This window comes from Bacillus sp. JK106 (genome assembly GCF_053663355.1).
In genome coordinates, this window is the sequence record NZ_JBSJQC010000001.1 from 118879 (window position 1) to 132596 (window position 13718).

Below are 13718 nucleotides of genomic sequence, written 5' to 3' on the forward strand. Positions count from 1 at the left end.
CTCAAAGGCCCGGACTTGGGGACATTATTTATAAACAACCCGGGTGCTGCACATGATGTCGTGCAGCGTTTTTTTCTCTCCGAAGGCACCCATGATGAATCCGATATAAAGAATGAGCTTAGATATGATATATGCGAAAGCGCGTCCGAAGGCCTGGCCGATGGAAATGCGTCCGCCATCTTCATTGACGACCTTAAGGCCGAGCAATGCTTTTCCCAGGGTCCCCTGCATCTTTGAGGCTGTGAGCAGGCTGAAATATAAGATGCTGATCACAATAGAGCTCACAAGAATCGGAATGACGCCGAACACCAGAAAAGAGATGTTAAACTGGTTTTCGGTCATGAAGGGGTCAGCCGCCGCAACGCCTGCCGCAAATAAAAAAGAGACCATAAATTGAATGATAAAAATCGGAATTCCTATGATGATTTGATCAATGACGTAAGCCAGAAACCGAATCCAAAATCCTGCCGGTCTTTCCATGTATCTTTTTCTCTCCCTTGCTTTAATCTGGAATATTATACGTAATCATTCCGGATTTTGCAACGGAGCTTAGGCTTCTGCGAGCAGCCTCTTTCCCCATGCCAAGCGTCCCATGATCAGCCCGAAAGCCAGAAGGGCAAACATGATGCCGCACCACATCAGCTGATGGATTCCCAAATGTGAAATAAACCAGCCGCCCGCCGCCGTTCCGATGGTGATGCCGAGGTTGGAAAAAGAGACAAACAGGCTGTTGCCGAATTCAGGCGCCTCCTTTGCTTCCGCAGTAAGCCATGTCTGGCTGACAATGAGACCGCCGGAATGAACGGCGCCCCATACGAAGACGAGGACAGCCATCGGCGCGAAAGACGTCCCAAACCCGTATATGAGCAAGTAGGCGGCTGTATAAAGAAGCGGAAACAGGATGACGGTCTTTTTCATATTTTTATATAACAAAGCACCGAAGACGAAATTCCCGGCTATCATAATCACCCCGAAACTCATCAGCATGAAGCTGACCCATGTGCCGTTCATATGGGACACCCGCCCGAGGTACTCCGCAAAATAGCTGTAGACAGAAAACATGGCCGCAAAGAGACAGGTGACGGCAGCGATATTGAGCCACAAAGCCGGTTTGCGAAGAATGCCGAGCTGGCTACTGAAAGACATTTTTTCTGTGACCGGCATGGATGGCAAAAAGAGAAGAATGCCCGTGAACGCGATGAGACTGATGATAGCGCCGAATAAGAAGGCGGATTCAAGGGAGAGACGCTCCGCCAGATAGGACGTGAAAGGCACGCCGAACGCAAAGCCGGCGGTGATGCCTGAAAAGACTTTCGTTACGGCTTTTCCGGATTGGCCGGCGGGGACAAGCCGGGCCGCGGCCGCAAGCGCTACAGAAAAGAACACCGGGTGGCATAAAGCCGGAATGATCCGAAACGCCAGCATGACACTGAAATGCGCCGTATACGCGTAGACCGCATTTGAAACGGCAAACATCAGCACCGCTAAAAGCAGAATGTATTTCCGGTTTATACCTGAAGCAAGCAAGGTCAAAAACGGTCCCGACACAGCGACGATGAACGCGAAAATACTGACAAGCCATCCCGCTTTTGAAGCAGAAATATGAAATCTGTCCGCCACTTGCGGAAGAACCCCGATGATGCCCATCTCGGTCGTAATAATCCCGAAAACCCCTAGTGCCAAAAATAGAATGAAGATGGAACTGCTTTTTTTCATTGTTATGTATGCCTCCTTTTATAACTACATATATAGAAAAATAGATATGTTAGAACAAAAAAAGCCCTCCTTTCATGGTTATAGCTGGTGCTGGACATAGTCAGCAAAGGCTTTAATTTGTTTTTCATTTCTTCTGTAATAGGTCCATTTTCCGATTCGTTCGGATTCCAGCAGGCCGGCTTTTTGCATGGTCAGCAGGTAGCTGGAGATGACGGACTGCGCAAGCCCCGACTTTGCCTGAATATCACCGACGCAAATTCCGGTGCGGAAACTGAGTCCCTGCTCAAGATAAGGCCTTTCATCAAAATGGTCTTCCGGGTGTTTAAGCCACGTCATAATATCACTTCGTGTTTTGTTAGATAACGCTTTATGAATCAATATCGGTTCCATAACGTTTATTATATCTATTTTTCTGGATTTGTAAATTCGTTTTTAACAAAACATTCTCAAAATAACTAAATATCGTGCTAAAATATAACATATTATCAGATTACCGGTAAAAAAGCCGGGTTATTGTCAGGAGGATATTCACATGAATCAAAAGAAAAAAGGTGCGGTTGCGGTGACCTTGCTTTCCGCTCTGATGTTTTGTTTATTGCCGGTCCTCGTATCGCTTTCTCCGCTTGCAGAAACGGGGCCGAACGCGAATCGTTTTAATTCCGCGGGCATGTGGGCCGCCATCGGTCAGATCCTTGTTATATATGCGGTCCCGCTCATTATGTATATTCTCGGTGTTCGTGGCATGAAAATCATCATGGCCGTTTTTTGCGGAATCGGGCTTATCATTTGCGCGGCTGTCTTGTTGGTGGCGTTATTGACCGCAATTTCCTTAGGGCAGGAGCTGTCTCTTTATTACGGCCTTTTCGTTTGGTCAGGCGCGGCTTTCATCGTCAATGTGGTGTGGTATATTGCCGCGTTTCGATCCTCCCCGAAGCATCAGCAGGCTATGTGACATTTGTTCTATAAATCTACCGAAAATACAAATATTTCATAGGATGATTATGGTATGATGAAAGCGGTATAGCAGTTTTTAATAGAAACGGGAGGAACTGACATTGAAAAAAAAGACAGCTTCATTGCGAATGAAAACATTGGCGGCCGGCGCTGCGGTTGCTGCGGCTTTATCTGTGGGGGCGGTTTCTGATCTGCCGGGGGCAAAATGGCTGCATCCGGCCGCTGCTCAAGCCGCGGAAACGGTATTTAAACAAAATCATGCGGCATCCGGTTTCTTGGCGGGACGGTATGACGCGCAGGCGATGTCTCCGACGATGTTCAACTGGTCAAGGGAAAGCCGGTTTACAAGCACTGCCGATGGCGCGTTAAAATGGGAAAAGAATGTTCCGGCCACCCCTCAAAACGGCGCGGGAGCCGCGGTTGACGGGGACGGCACCGTATTTATTCAATCAAAGGACGGGAAGCTGACGGCGTATCATCCGGACGGTACTGTGAAATGGGTGACGGAAAACCTCGGGACGACCTATACGCTGACTCCGGTGCTCGGAACAAACGGTGTCATTTATCTTCCTTCTCACGATAAAAAACTGTATTTCATCGACAAAGAAACCGGAAATATTTTAACATCGGTTCCGCTGAGCGGAGCGCCGAGTTCCGATGCGGCTATCGGCTCTGACGGCACGCTGTATGTGTCGACGCTGGATAACTATATCTATGCGATTAAACCGACGTCGCCTTCGACATGGACGCAGAAGTGGAAGTTTAAAACAAACGGCGTGGTCGGCTCCGCTCCCGTGTTAGCATCAAACGGCACTCTGTATACGGCAACGTATAATAATATCTTTTACGCGATCAATTCCGGAACGGGCCAAGTGAAATGGTCAAAAACGACGTCCAACGGGTTTAAAGGTTATCCGGTTATTGATAGAGACGGCACCGTTTACGCCGGAAACCAGGACGGCAACTTATACGCCTATACATCAACGGGTGCTGTAAAGTGGACGTTCCCGTTAAACGGTTTCTCCAGCTCTTCATTAGCGATCGACCATAACGGCAATGTGTATATCGGTTCGGGAAGCGGCGAGCTGTTTTCCATCAGCAAAACCGGTAATATGAACTGGTCTTTCTATACGGACGGGCCTGTGAGAACGGCGCCGCTGATTGATGCGGACGGCAATGTGTACTTCGGTTCTGACGATAAAAACGTCTATGCGGTTGACGCTGACGGTAATGAAAAATGGCGCTATCAAACAGACAGCAATGTCATTTCCTCCCCGGTTCTGGCTGAAGACGGCACGCTTTATGTCGGCACTTATACGAAACTGCTCGCATTCGGGGCAAAAAAATAATAAAAAAGAATCCGCGCACGCGGATTCTTTTTTATTTAGAGGCTTGAATGAATACGCCTTTTTCATGAGAGAATTCTTTAAAGCCGTACACACCGTGATATGAACCGATCCCGCTCGTATTGACACCGCCGAACGGAAGGTTGACGTCAGTGAAATGGACGACGACATCATTGACAGAAGCATTGCCGGACGTCGTATGCTGCAGAACATAATCGATCAGCTCCTGATTATGGCTGAATACATACAAGGCAAGCGGCTTGTCCCGTTCAGTGATGTAATCAATGGCTTCACTGATATCTTCGTAATTCATAATCGGCAGAATCGGTGCGAAGATTTCTTCCTGCATGATCTTCATATCAGGCGTGACGTTTGTCAGCACGGTCGGAGAAATCGTGCGGTCATGCGCATCAAATACACCGCCGAACGCCGTTTTCGCCCCTTTTTCAATGGCATCATCATACAGAGCTTTGACACGGTTAAAGTTGCGGTCGTTGACAATCTGCGTGAATTTGTTGCGGTCAACCGTATGATCATCCTCCATAAAACCTGCATTGACAATGGTCTGGAGAAGATCTGTAAAGGTGTCCTGTACATCTTCCTTCATAAGAAGATAGTCAGGAGCGATACATGTTTGCCCTGCATTGACAAATTTGCCGACGGCGATTTTTTTCGCCGCGTCCATCAAATCATAGCCGCTGTCGATGATCGTCGGGCTCTTTCCGCCAAGCTCAAGCGTGACGGACGACAAATGCTTCGCCGCTGCCGTCATGACGATTTTACCGACATTCGTGCTTCCGGTGAAGAAAATGTGGTCAAACGGCTGGTCGAGCAGTTCTGTCGCGACATCGACCTCACCTTCAAAAATGGCGACTTCTTCTTCGTGAAATGCCTCGCGAATAACTGTCGCGGCGATATGGCTCGTCTCCATCGTAAAATCGGACAGCTTCACAATCGCGCTGTTGCCGGCCGCAATGGCAGCCGCAAGCGGAGCCATCGTCAGCATAAACGGATAATTCCATGGGCCGAGAATTAAGGTAAGGCCTTTTGGCTCGTACATTAATACGCCGTCAGCGCCGGGGCTGACGGATGAGCCGACGCGTTTCGGCGCCATCCAGGTGTCGAGATTGTTCATATTATCTTTAATCGCCTTGATCGTTCCCTGCGTTTCCGCTCTTTTCACCTCATGATAAGGCTTGCGGACGTCCCGTCTGATCGCCTCGATGATTTCTTCTTCATGTGCGGTGACGGCATCTAAAAAGCGCTGAAGCTTTTCTCTGCGCTGCCCGGCTGTTGAAGCACGCAGCGTTTTTTGATTTTTTTTCTGAAGCGCAAAGACGCGTTTGATGTCTGCTTTTATATGCTGATCCATCGGTCTTCCTCCTCTGGTTGCTTTTTTGTTTCTTCAGGGCCTATTATAATGTGATGTGATTTTGCGGCAAAGACAGCGTAAACGCATCTATACGTTACCGTACAAATTGCCGTGATCTGTCTAATGAAAGGAGTGTCTCTTATGCCGGATTCTGTGACAAATGACATCAAACAAGCGCTTTTGGCCATGCTTGGAGAGCGGGATATCCGCCGTGTGACCATGAAGGACATCGCCGGACGGGCGCACGTGAGCCGGGGGACACTGTACCTTTATTACGAAGATAAATATGCGATTTTAGAGGATATAGAGGAAGAAATGAAAGACGGGCTGAGCGAAGCGCTGTATGATTCGCTGAAGAATAAAGATGTGCTTCATTTACAGGGCGGATGGCAAAAAGTGCATCCGACACTGTCTTTTGTTGACCGGCATCGGGTGTTTTTTCAAACGATGATGGACCGTCATAAAATGCCGTATTTTCACTTTCATGCTTTTTTAAAAGATGTGTTCCGGCATGATGTGCTGCTGTCACCGGTCAATGCGGATTTCTCACCGACTGAACAGGATATGTACATTCATTACCGCGCGTTATACACGTATGCCATTGTGTTGTACTGGCTGAATGAGGAGCCCGGGGCATCCCCGGAAGAAATCAGCGGACAGGTGTGGGATTTGATTTCTCAAAAACGGTTTTACTGGCTGTTTGGCCGCCGGGTGCCGGAACAAGAAGAAAAAAAGCCCGCCGACCGCCGGGTGATCCGAACGAGGCAGGCCTTGCAAGAAGCCATGATCGGCTTAATGGCGGAAAAAAAAGAGTACGCGGCGATTACGATTTCCGATATTGCCCGTCAAAGCAACCTCCGCCGTGCCACTTTTTATGACCATTACGCCAACAAAGAAGCATTGCTGAAAACGATCATCCATCAATCATGCCGGGATCTGATCGGATTATTGACGGTAAAAGGAGACCCTGCCGACTGCTCCGTGGAAGAAGCGGAAGCCGCGCTCGTCCGTCTCTTTTCGGCACTGTCGGACGGCCTTCCGCTCGTTCATTTTCTGAGAGAGGGTTCCGAAGTGCCTGACGTCATCCCGGAAATGTTCAGAGCGCTGCAATCGTTTTATCTTCATCAGCCTCTGCACATTCAGGCGGGCAAAAAGCTCTATGCATACTATGTCGCGTCCATGCTCGTCGGCCTGATTCAATATCGTCTTCATGAAGGAAAAGACCACGCGCCGGATATGCTGGCCCGGGAGTTTCTGCAGTTTTTGGATGTGAAGAAGTATCGGGTGATTTTGCTGTGAGGGAGCTTGGAATATAGTCTAATCAATTTTTTGTAAGTGACAATACTGTAAAATTCACTTGCGAGATTGTCATATCATTCGCTTTCTGGTTATTCTTATTGTTAATACAATGGATATACAGAAAGAAATGAAGAGAGTGAAGGTTGATTGAAAGAAAGTGAATAATTTATGTGCGTTAACACCGAAGGACTAAGTGGAAAGTTCAATTTGTCTGTATTCGATAGTTAGCTATGAGCTAATAAGATATGGTAACTATCAAATGAACATTCTTCAATATTACAAAAGACGACTTAGTTTAAAACGAGTCGTCTTTTTGTATAGTTATAGTATTAATAGTACAAGTTATTCAAGCACGAGTATGGTCCCACCTAAACAAACGAACAGCTACAGATGCAAGCAGTAAAGTGGAGCAAACCAGAATGAGATAACTTGTCATCACACCAATAGAAGGGGGATCACCGTTCAAGTAAAATCTAAGCAATTCGCCAAAGTACGTTAGTGGAATAAATTTCGAAATCATTGAAAGCCAAGAAGGTAACATGCTCATCGGTATAATTAATCCACTAACGATAAGTAATGGAGCCAGCATCCCGCCTGACAAACCATTTACTGCTTCAATAGTAAGCGGCAAGCTGCCAATAGTATAGCCAAGTGCAAAAAGCATGAGAAGGCCGATCAGAGAAACTAAGATTATCTGAGGAATATTTTTTGCAAGAAGCATCCCGTTAAAATAAGCGGCACTAAGCAAACAGAGTAATTGAAAAGCGGCTATCAAAAAACGAGCGCTAATTTGAGATAGCACAAATGTTAGCTTTGATGTTTCCGTTAGACCAATCAAACGTAATGTACCTTGATCCCTCATCTGGATAATAGGGGTGGACGTACCGTTGATCGCTAGGGTAAAGAATGCCATTACAATGATACCTGGAACAATAAATTCAAATAGATCAATACCTGTTCCAGTAGCACTGGATATAACCCAAAACATGACCAAAAATAGAAAGGGAAAAGCTAGAACCATAAAGAAAGTAAGAGGGTTTCTCACTAATTCCTTAATATTCATCGATAATAATGCCAAAAAAGCTTTTTTGTTTATCAAATCAAAACCCCCTCTCGTATATTCTTACCCGTTAGTTTCAAAAATACATCTTCGAGCGTTCCTTGTTCAATCCGAATATTTGACCATTCAGCATCAATTTGGGTCATTACAGAAGAAATGACTTTCTTTGTAATGGGTTCTGCTACAATTTCAAGCTCGTAGCCGGAGGGTAATGTTTGAATGTTAGATTTTTTAATATCAGGTATATTTTTAAGCTGGGCTACAACTTTTTCTCCGGCGTATTTTAAAAATAGACGCTGTTGAGGGCAATATGTCTGAATCAATTCTATAGGCGAGCCAATTGCCGCAAACTGACCATTATTTAATATGGCGATACGGTCGCATTGTGTGTAGGCTTCTTCCATAGAATGTGTTGTCAAAAAAACACTTTTTCCTTCATTCTTGAGAGACTGAATAATATCCCAGATTTGTCGTCGTGAATAGGGGTCCAGTGAGGAAGTAGGTTCATCTAAGAATAAGATTTCCGGATCAGAAATGAGAGAAATACTGATCAGCAGCCGTTTCTTTTGCCCTCCGGATAATTTTCGGATTGGCTTACTTATCATGTCATCTAGACCCACAAGCTTTAGGATTTCCTCAGGCGGTCTGGCTTTCTGGTATAAGGAAGAAAATAGTTTCAATGTTTCACCTGTTTTTAAATAAGGAAACAAGCTTGTTTCCTGAGGCTGGACACCTATAATAGAGTTAATTTTCTCTGGATGTTTTAGAGGATTATATCCCATAACTGAAACTTCACCGTGGGTTGGCTTTCTTAAACCAATAATCGACTCTAAAATTGTGGTTTTACCAGCGCCATTTGGGCCAAGGAGCCCAAAAACTTCTCCTTTTTTCAGTTTAAATGAAACACCTTTTATCACACTATGAGTATCATAAGATTTATGCAAATTATCTACGATAATGGGCTCGCTTTGTTTCATGTATCGCCACACTCCTTTGTTTAATGTGGATACAGAATATATCCTTTTTTTCTCAAACATAAAATATGTTTGGGCCTCTTTGTGTCCCGCTCCACTAGTTTCCTAATTTGATTAATATACACATACAAATTGTTTTTTGAGGCGAAATGCTCTTCACCCCAAGCATATTTGATAAGGGTGGCTTTGGAAACAGGTTTGTTGCTATGAAGAGCTAAATAATACAATAATCGAAATTGAATTCTGGAAAGCGGCCTGGTGGATGTCTCGCTTACCAGCATTTCCCGATCAGAGTCTAACCACCAATCACCCACAAGTAGCAATTTTTGCTGCTTAATGATCAAAATCCCTCCTTTTTTGAATTAAATAAGTCCATAACCTTATACGATTCCACATATGGAATAGTTCAAATAAAAGGAATTTTTTATAAAATAGTTAAATATACACAGGAATCTTAATGGATATTAAGTTTTTCGACATAGATCATAGTGGGAATTTTTACTATAATGTACTCACAAACTGTTTTTCTACATTTTTTTGAAATGGAGGTTAGTTTATGGATCAATTAATGGAATCATTAGTACAGCCTTTAGGAGGGTTTATAAGCAGAGTATCAGCTCTCCCGACCTATCATGGCGAACCAGATTTCCCGATTCAAGTGGCTTCAACAGGAGATATTTCTCAGGCACTTCCACATATAAAACGGCTAAACAAAGGAAGGTCAATATCAGGCGATATGGATGGGGCAGGAGGCTCACTTGACGAAAAAGAAAGTCGAATAAAAGCAATCGCTGAAGGCCTGGAGCGATATTCCAGTTGTGTTTATAGTGAAGATCAGTTTATTTGGTCAACTGCTAAAGAGTTGGGGGCAAGCGCTTTAGATCTCAAATCCGTTCCTGTTTGCTCGGAATCTGAACTTTCACATCCGCGTTGCCCGGTACATAAACCACTAGCTGATTCCCCTCTAAGATGGGTAAAAGGATTGTCTCTTCATACTCAAAAAGAAATGTGGATTCCAGCTATTATGACATATCTGCACCTACCGGCCATGAGCCAAGGCGAACGTTTCTGGCTTCCCATCTCAACGGGGTGCGCCGCTCATACCTCATATGAGAAAGCACTGGTCAACGCAATATGTGAAGTTATTGAAAGAGATGCTATTTCTATAACATGGTATCAACAATTACCCTTACCTCATATTGTATTTGATCAATCACCAGATCAGGAGATGGACGAATTTTTAAACCGCACAAACAAAAACGGAAATATTATACAATATATTTTTAATGGTACAACCGACCTTGGTATCCCGACTATTTATTCTTTACAGTTGTCTCCACACAACAAGAAACTTGCGGCTTTAATTATGTGCGCAACTCATTTGAACCCTCACACCGCTATTAAAAAAGTCATGAGAGAGGCTGCTTCTTCAAGAATTGCTATGATGGCAGAACGTCAGCAACCAAGTAAAATCGACGATTTCTTTAGTGTCTTTCATGGCGCAACCTATATGGGGAAACAAGAACGATTGTCTGCATACGACTTTTTAGTTAATTCTCCTAATCAAGTGAATCTTTCGGAAATGCGTAATCTTGAACAAGAACGTGATGAAGATAATTTACTATTTCTTTTAAAACGTCTTGAAGAGAAAGGTTTAGAAGCTTTCGCGGTTGATTTAACAACTGATGAAGCGCTTCGCTCCGGAATGCGAGTTGTTCGAGTTATCATTCCAGGACTTCAGCCGCTGTCTTTTAGCTATCGCTGTCGTTTTTTAGGGCATCCGCGATTATATGAGGGAACAAAGGCAATGGGCTATCATGTAAAGCCTGAGAATGAGATAAATTCATGGCCCCAACCATTTGCCTAATAAAGGAAGGAGTGGCATTCAACATTGAAACCTATTCATTTGATTACTACTGGAAGTTTTGGAGAAGAAATTTCTAAACAATTTATCAAGAGACATCAAGATACAAAGGTAACAGCATTAAATGAAAATTTTCATATTTTGCCTTCGGATCAATTCCCATCAGCGCGTTTACATGTCTTTGCTGCGTGGAGACCTTCTGCGTGCATTTCAAAGCAATTGGACCGACTATTCTTTCAATGGAAAGAACCATGGCTTCCAATTATAATGGAACATCCTTACCTCAGAATTGGCCCGCTTATTATTCCGGGTAAAGGTCCATGTTTTCACTGTTTTCATGCCCGGTTATTACAACACTCACCTGTCCCTGAGTATTTGAAAAAGATAGATGATCATTATGCTAAGCATCCGGAGGCTGGACCTAAAGGTTACTTAAGAAGTTTTGCAGGCTGGTCGGCAGCCTTTGTCTCTATAGTTTTAAAGTCAATGGAGGATGGTGAATCTTTAGCAGGCTCCATGTGGCAGACCAATGTGCTGACAAGAGACTCTTTTCGATCAAATACTATTGGCGTTCATGGATGTCCGCGGTGTGGCTTAAAGCGCTCAGAGAAAAGCAGAAGTGTAGATAAGCTTTTCGAAAGCCTTCAACCTTTGTTAGGTGAACGAAGAGAGGGGCGTTTATAAAATGAATAATCCTTCTATGATGTCGGCACAGCATGTCGGACATGCTGCCTATTCTGATCCGAATTTCAATTTACCGAAGAGGCCTCGTATAATTGGGAGCCTGGAAATTATTCCAAATGAGGATTCTCTTCTTTTTCACGGTGCTGAAAGCTTACAAGTTCTTAAAGGAAGTGCAGTATCTCAATTTTTGCCGGCATTGCTGCCATTTTTAAACGGTTCATATTCTGTTGAAGATATACTGAATGAATTTGATCAATATTCTCCGCGGGATGTTATTAATATCCTTTCGTTACTTCTTATGCGCGGCCTTCTTGATGATGCGGAGGGTGACACGGGTGTTGACCTTAGTTGTTTTGACTCAGAAATACTTCAATTCTTTCAGCGCAGCACAGACTCAACAAGAGTAAACAGAAGCGCAGCTGAAGGATTGAATAGATTGAGAAATGCCGATATTTTGCTGCTTACTGATTCGGAATATGGAAGCATACTGCAAGATGAACTTTTTTTTATGGGCGCAACGCAAGTAAGGTTAGAGCAGCTTTCTTATGATTGGAAAATTGACCAAGCAACAAATGTGATTGTTTTTTGTTCAAAACCACTGGATCATACCTGCCTGCTTGATTTAGATCAAAAATGCAGCGAGCAGCAAATACCATGGATTTTAACACAGGTAAGAAAAAGCTGTGGTGTGTTGGGACCCTATTTCGAAAAAAATGAAACAGCTTCCTATCAAGACTATAAAAAGACGGTACAACATGATCAATCTGCCGGCGTACCGAGCAGAGAACATATTGAAATGTGGGAGTACTACAGTGCTGTTGAAATTGCTTATTTTATTACCAGACTTGCTCCTTCCGCCACAGGAAGTGAGTATGTCACATTTAAGTTTGATGATTGGTCCTGTATTAGTAAGAAAGTTTATTCAAGTTCCGAGAATTGTACAATAAATGATTGCCAAGGCGAACTTCATCCTGCATTGAAATTTGATCAAAGCATAGCCTTTCCATCAAAGCATCTCATTAATCCAAAAAGTCACCAAGTTCACTATAGCCCCAAGAATCTTTTTTTAACCAATGAGTCCAAAAGCTATCCGTCATCAGAGCTAACAGCACTCCCGCAAAAAGATTGTCTTCCAAAGCCTAAAGGAAGTTTTTTGAATAATAATATAGAAAGGATTTGCTTAAAAGAACTAAATATACAAGCAATTACACAATTACTGTTAATGAGTGGGGGATTAAGAGAATCTTCTGAACATCCTGGAAAAGTGCAGAGATGGGCACCATCTGGAGGCAACCTAGGATCATGCCAGATTTATATTTTAGCCTTATCGGTAAAAGGACTCACTCCGAATTGCTACTTCTATCAATACCCAGATAATTCATTGGTGAAAATTGGACCGGACATGACTGAGAAAGATATCAAGCAACAGATAACTCATATAACAGGTCTGCCAGAAGAATTGCTTCCAAAGGCTCTTGTTATTTTTACGGGGGCTTATGAAAGGGTTGCCAGTAAATACAATGGTTTTGCTTATAAAGTCATTCACTTAGATGCCGGCGCTGCTTTGTCACAAATGAAAGCTGTTTCAAATGGGCTTGGGTTAAACATTAAAGTCTTTGATCGATGGGATGAGCAACGGCTCATTGATTATCTAGGTACGGATACAAAAAAAGAACCGGTTACTATGTTAGCCGGAATTGATAATGGATGGTGATTGCAGTGCCTTCTTTTGAACCTTTTCAACTAATAGACCAATTAATAGATGAAACAAATCAATTGCGGTTTGATAGTTACAGCAACCAATCATACCGAGAGATAAGGACCGAAGCAAACACGAAAGACTCTATGTTACCTCTACCTAAACCGAATAAGGAAGAAAAGATAGGTCTTTATAATGTATTACAAAACAGAACGGCAACTCGTGATTATAACGGCGCTGCTATAGCTTTAGAAGATCTCGGTACTATTTTATCTGCATCCAAACAAGAAGATGAGATGAATTGGTTCCGAAATATTAATGAAGGAATTGATATTACTTTATCTGTTATGGCTTGGCGAGTTCAGGGTCTTGATTGTCCGTGTTTTTATGATTACTGTGCTGCTAATCATTCTTTATATCCTACAGGCACTATTCCAGAACAAAATAATGCGGAAAATTGGTTTCTGCAAAGGGAATTTATGTATGCTCCAGTAATAGTAATTGTTAATGGGACGATGAGCCGTTCTTTGGAACAATATGGAAGTCATGGATATCGGCATCTTTTGGTGCGCGGAGGGGCGGCGGCTCATAATGCTTGGCTTGCAGCACTCACTTTGGGACTTTCAGGGACTATTTTTGCTGGTGCACTTCCCCGGCCTTTAAAAGAGAACACTCCCATTGACGGTATCCGGCGTAGCCAACTGTGTGCCTTTTCATTTGGGAAGCCGATAACTTAGGAGGTCAGTAATA

The 13718-nt window shown here is 43.6% G+C and carries 14 protein-coding genes; 7 read left to right on the forward strand and 7 right to left on the reverse strand.

The features are described from left to right. Positions 1 to 24: 24 nt before the first annotated feature. The 3 genes from ACWJJS_RS00615 to ACWJJS_RS00625 all read right to left on the reverse strand — a co-directional run bounded on the left by ACWJJS_RS00615 (position 25) and on the right by ACWJJS_RS00625 (position 2106). A complete protein-coding gene (locus tag ACWJJS_RS00615; RefSeq protein WP_032858716.1) occupies positions 25 to 480 on the reverse strand; it encodes an RDD family protein in 456 nt (151 codons plus the stop codon). 69 nt (positions 481 to 549) lie between these two features. Next, entirely contained in the window at positions 550 to 1716 is a 1167-nt protein-coding gene (locus tag ACWJJS_RS00620; protein WP_077723077.1) for an MFS transporter, read from the reverse strand. A 78-nt stretch (positions 1717 to 1794) separates the two neighbouring features. Continuing rightward, positions 1795 to 2106 (reverse strand): ArsR/SmtB family transcription factor, encoded by a 312-nt coding sequence (locus tag ACWJJS_RS00625; protein ID WP_015240918.1) that lies wholly within the window; start codon positions 2104 to 2106, stop codon positions 1795 to 1797. A 142-nt stretch (positions 2107 to 2248) separates the two neighbouring features. Here ACWJJS_RS00625 and ACWJJS_RS00630 point away from each other — a divergent pair, with 142 nt between their 5' ends. Together ACWJJS_RS00630 and ACWJJS_RS00635 are read left to right on the forward strand one after the other, a co-directional pair. Continuing rightward, the gene (locus tag ACWJJS_RS00630; RefSeq protein ID WP_454023226.1) at positions 2249 to 2668 is read left to right on the forward strand and encodes a DUF5391 family protein; all 420 of its coding nucleotides are present in this window, start codon (positions 2249 to 2251) and stop codon (positions 2666 to 2668) included. Between the two features lie 130 nt (positions 2669 to 2798). Further along, positions 2799 to 4019 carry an outer membrane protein assembly factor BamB family protein gene (locus ACWJJS_RS00635; RefSeq protein ID WP_088005523.1) on the forward strand — a complete coding sequence of 407 codons (1221 nt, stop codon included), beginning with the start codon at positions 2799 to 2801 and terminating at the stop codon, positions 4017 to 4019. Between the two features lie 31 nt (positions 4020 to 4050). Here ACWJJS_RS00635 and ACWJJS_RS00640 read toward each other — a convergent pair whose 3' ends face one another. Then, positions 4051 to 5388 carry an aldehyde dehydrogenase family protein gene (locus ACWJJS_RS00640; RefSeq protein WP_070082630.1) on the reverse strand — a complete coding sequence of 446 codons (1338 nt, stop codon included), beginning with the start codon at positions 5386 to 5388 and terminating at the stop codon, positions 4051 to 4053. Between the two features lie 141 nt (positions 5389 to 5529). Here ACWJJS_RS00640 and ACWJJS_RS00645 point away from each other — a divergent pair, with 141 nt between their 5' ends. Further along, positions 5530 to 6687, forward strand: coding sequence for a TetR/AcrR family transcriptional regulator (locus ACWJJS_RS00645; RefSeq protein ID WP_070082629.1), 1158 nt, complete (start codon positions 5530 to 5532; stop codon positions 6685 to 6687). A gap of 346 nt (positions 6688 to 7033) precedes the next feature. Here ACWJJS_RS00645 and ACWJJS_RS00650 read toward each other — a convergent pair whose 3' ends face one another. From ACWJJS_RS00650 to ACWJJS_RS00660, 3 genes are read right to left on the reverse strand one after another with little or no spacing between them, the layout of a single operon-like run. Next, the gene (locus ACWJJS_RS00650) at positions 7034 to 7786 is read right to left on the reverse strand and encodes an ABC transporter permease (protein ID WP_070082628.1); all 753 of its coding nucleotides are present in this window, start codon (positions 7784 to 7786) and stop codon (positions 7034 to 7036) included. Next, a complete protein-coding gene (locus ACWJJS_RS00655) occupies positions 7783 to 8724 on the reverse strand; it encodes an ABC transporter ATP-binding protein (RefSeq protein ID WP_070082627.1) in 942 nt (313 codons plus the stop codon). Before ACWJJS_RS00655 ends, ACWJJS_RS00650 begins: the two co-directional genes overlap by 4 nt. A 20-nt stretch (positions 8725 to 8744) precedes the next feature. Further along, positions 8745 to 9002 (reverse strand): winged helix-turn-helix domain-containing protein, encoded by a 258-nt coding sequence (locus ACWJJS_RS00660; RefSeq protein WP_236823035.1) that lies wholly within the window; start codon positions 9000 to 9002, stop codon positions 8745 to 8747. 275 nt (positions 9003 to 9277) lie between these two features. Between ACWJJS_RS00660 and ACWJJS_RS00665 the strand changes: the two genes are divergently transcribed. Genes ACWJJS_RS00665 through ACWJJS_RS00680 form a run of 4 tightly spaced genes read left to right on the forward strand, consistent with a single transcriptional unit; the run spans position 9278 to position 13705 of the window. Further along, entirely contained in the window at positions 9278 to 10588 is a 1311-nt protein-coding gene (locus tag ACWJJS_RS00665) for a YcaO-like family protein (RefSeq protein ID WP_070082626.1), read from the forward strand. A gap of 24 nt (positions 10589 to 10612) precedes the next feature. Continuing rightward, positions 10613 to 11269 carry a TOMM precursor leader peptide-binding protein gene (locus tag ACWJJS_RS00670; protein ID WP_079898235.1) on the forward strand — a complete coding sequence of 219 codons (657 nt, stop codon included), beginning with the start codon at positions 10613 to 10615 and terminating at the stop codon, positions 11267 to 11269. A 1-nt stretch (position 11270) separates the two neighbouring features. Next, the gene (locus tag ACWJJS_RS00675) at positions 11271 to 12983 is read left to right on the forward strand and encodes a nitroreductase family protein (RefSeq protein ID WP_109955216.1); all 1713 of its coding nucleotides are present in this window, start codon (positions 11271 to 11273) and stop codon (positions 12981 to 12983) included. Beyond that, on the forward strand, positions 12977 to 13705 hold the full coding sequence (locus ACWJJS_RS00680; protein ID WP_236823012.1) for a nitroreductase family protein: 729 nt from the start codon (positions 12977 to 12979) through the stop codon (positions 13703 to 13705). The genes ACWJJS_RS00675 and ACWJJS_RS00680 overlap by 7 nt, the downstream gene beginning before the upstream one ends. Positions 13706 to 13718: the final 13 nt, after the last annotated feature.

What these genes read in the sequence shown, in the direction of transcription:
- ACWJJS_RS00615 (WP_032858716.1), bottom strand. Translation starts at nt 480, where the DNA reads ATGGAAAGACCGGCAGGATTTTGGATTCGGTTTCTGGCTTACGTCATT.
- ACWJJS_RS00620 (WP_077723077.1), bottom strand. Translation starts at nt 1,716, where the DNA reads ATGAAAAAAAGCAGTTCCATCTTCATTCTATTTTTGGCACTAGGGGTT.
- ACWJJS_RS00625 (WP_015240918.1), bottom strand. Translation starts at nt 2,106, where the DNA reads ATGGAACCGATATTGATTCATAAAGCGTTATCTAACAAAACACGAAGT.
- ACWJJS_RS00630 (WP_454023226.1), top strand. Translation starts at nt 2,249, where the DNA reads ATGAATCAAAAGAAAAAAGGTGCGGTTGCGGTGACCTTGCTTTCCGCT.
- ACWJJS_RS00635 (WP_088005523.1), top strand. Translation starts at nt 2,799, where the DNA reads ATGAAAACATTGGCGGCCGGCGCTGCGGTTGCTGCGGCTTTATCTGTG.
- ACWJJS_RS00640 (WP_070082630.1), bottom strand. Translation starts at nt 5,388, where the DNA reads ATGGATCAGCATATAAAAGCAGACATCAAACGCGTCTTTGCGCTTCAG.
- ACWJJS_RS00645 (WP_070082629.1), top strand. Translation starts at nt 5,530, where the DNA reads ATGCCGGATTCTGTGACAAATGACATCAAACAAGCGCTTTTGGCCATG.
- ACWJJS_RS00655 (WP_070082627.1), bottom strand. Translation starts at nt 8,724, where the DNA reads ATGAAACAAAGCGAGCCCATTATCGTAGATAATTTGCATAAATCTTAT.
- ACWJJS_RS00660 (WP_236823035.1), bottom strand. Translation starts at nt 9,002, where the DNA reads ATGCTGGTAAGCGAGACATCCACCAGGCCGCTTTCCAGAATTCAATTT.
- ACWJJS_RS00665 (WP_070082626.1), top strand. Translation starts at nt 9,278, where the DNA reads ATGGATCAATTAATGGAATCATTAGTACAGCCTTTAGGAGGGTTTATA.
- ACWJJS_RS00675 (WP_109955216.1), top strand. Translation starts at nt 11,271, where the DNA reads ATGAATAATCCTTCTATGATGTCGGCACAGCATGTCGGACATGCTGCC.
- ACWJJS_RS00680 (WP_236823012.1), top strand. Translation starts at nt 12,977, where the DNA reads ATGGTGATTGCAGTGCCTTCTTTTGAACCTTTTCAACTAATAGACCAA.